This window comes from Candidatus Saccharimonadales bacterium, from assembly GCA_036397795.1.
Classification (GTDB): domain Bacteria; phylum Patescibacteriota; class Saccharimonadia; order Saccharimonadales; family DASWIF01; genus DASWIF01.
The window spans coordinates 1-1,936 of sequence record DASWIF010000007.1; the positions used below are offsets into that span (position 1 = coordinate 1).

Here is a 1,936-nt window from a genome sequence, read left to right on the forward strand (position 1 = left end):
GCCGGGGTCTTTGAAATAAACCAGGCCGCCTTCTTTGGAATATTCCTGACAACCCAGGAACTGCTCCTGGCAAAGGATTTGATTATATTTTTCAGGATCTGATTTATAATAAACATCGCTGTAAGCGATAACATTATCATCAATATCAACTGTCGGCAGTCCCAGAGCCCGACAGCCCTTCTCTTCTCGCGGGCAATAATTGTTTGGATTATTCACAACATAAGCCAGGCTGTCCTGGGGAACAGTTATGGCCGACGCTCCCGGATTGAAAATCTGCTGATATGGCGACTCCGAATTTTTGGTTTCAATCAGTTCTTCACAGCCGACTTTATCTTCAGTACACAGCTGGGAAAATGATTTAAAGAAATTGGTCTGCCCCTGTCTGTTTTGATAAGCCTGACAGCCCAGCATTGACGACACCGCCGTTCCGCCGGTCAGCGGCGGATCGGTTTCACAGCTTGACGGCGTCTTCCAGGAATTTTTAATTAAATATAAATTCTGCCGGACTTCTTTTAAAATAATGTTATCAATAAAGACATCATTGGTCCCGCCAACCACCAAAATCAGCCGGTCGTCGGTTGTCGGCGCACGGTCCAAAATCAGCGGCCCTAAATTGTAAATATTCCACTCGGCGGTGTAAGTCGTGAACGAGCCGATTAGCCGATCGGCGCTTCGGTCTGGATTATTTAAGTTTTGACCAACCCGGACATCAATTGAAGTAACGGCTGAAACGCTGTTTTTAAACCAAAAAGACAAAGTGTAAGCGCTGTTTTGATTAAGCCGACTGCCCAGCTGATATTGATTACTGGCGCTGAATTTCATTGACCGGCCGCCAAATTTAATTGATTCAGTGCTAATGGTCCCGTTGCTCCAGCCGGCGGTGTTGCCGTCCTCAAAATCATCTGTCATAATCTGGGCGACATTACTGCCGGCGTTGCCAATATACGCCCGACAGCCGGAAGCTGAAGCGTCGCAGGTCAGGCCTTGCGTTGGAATAGCGCTATAAACGCACTGCTGTTGAACCACGCTCCAGGAGCCGTTGGAATTCAGACAGTCAGTTTCAGTGGAAGCGGTCTTGCGGTAAGGATGGCAGTCTTCAGAGCAGGTAACGGTTGCTTTATAGTCCCGGTAATAAACATTGCCGGCCTGGTCAAAAAACTCGCGGCAGTCCGGATTGTTTGGATCCTGACAATCGGTACTGCCGTTGGTCGTGAACGGCGCGCCGCCGCCGTCAGGATTAAGCGCCTTCAAGTTATAGGCAATTAACTGAAATCCGGTGGTGTCTGACCCCTGCCAGGTGAAATAACTGCCGCAGTCCAAATTAACCGGGCTTGGTTTCTGGCACTGCCTTAAATATTGATAATACTCAACGCCCTCGCCGCCGGCGGCCACTGTGTCCAGATTGGTAAACTCATCACAGCCGGCCTGGGCGGCGGTGCACTGAACCGCGGTTTCAGCGATAAAATAAACCGGGAATTTTTCTTCTTCCAGATAAGTCCCGGCCTGTTTGTAACTTTGATAGCCAACGCACTCCACCGGACAAACATCCCGGGCCTGGCCAACGGCCGTGACCACCGGATCGCCGTTAATCGGGGTATAAATATCACAACCAACCTCCCGCTGACTGCAGACAGCGGCATTGCCGTTAAGATAAATATCCGCCGCCTGGCCGTAATCGGAATAATCAGCGATCCGGGCGGGATCAGCCAAAACCGCGTTTAAAACCTGGCTGGTCGTTAAATTGCCAACAGTGTTAGTAATCTTTTTATATTGACTACAGCCGGCAAATTCGCTGGAGCAGGCTTCAGCCTGCCGGTTGAGGTAAATTTTATCGCTGGCTTGCCAGTCGCCGGCCAAATCCCGGCTCTGGCTGTACCACTGACAGCCGGCGTTATTGGCGTTACAGCCGTCTTTGTCAACCGTGTTTTCCAAAAAA

1 protein-coding gene is annotated in these 1,936 nt (G+C 49.9%); it reads right to left on the minus strand.

What is annotated here, in order from left to right; genetic code table 11:
* Positions 1–1,936, minus strand: a 1,936-nt coding sequence (locus VGA08_00530) for a hypothetical protein (GenBank protein HEX9679092.1), incomplete at both ends; no start/stop codon positions are given.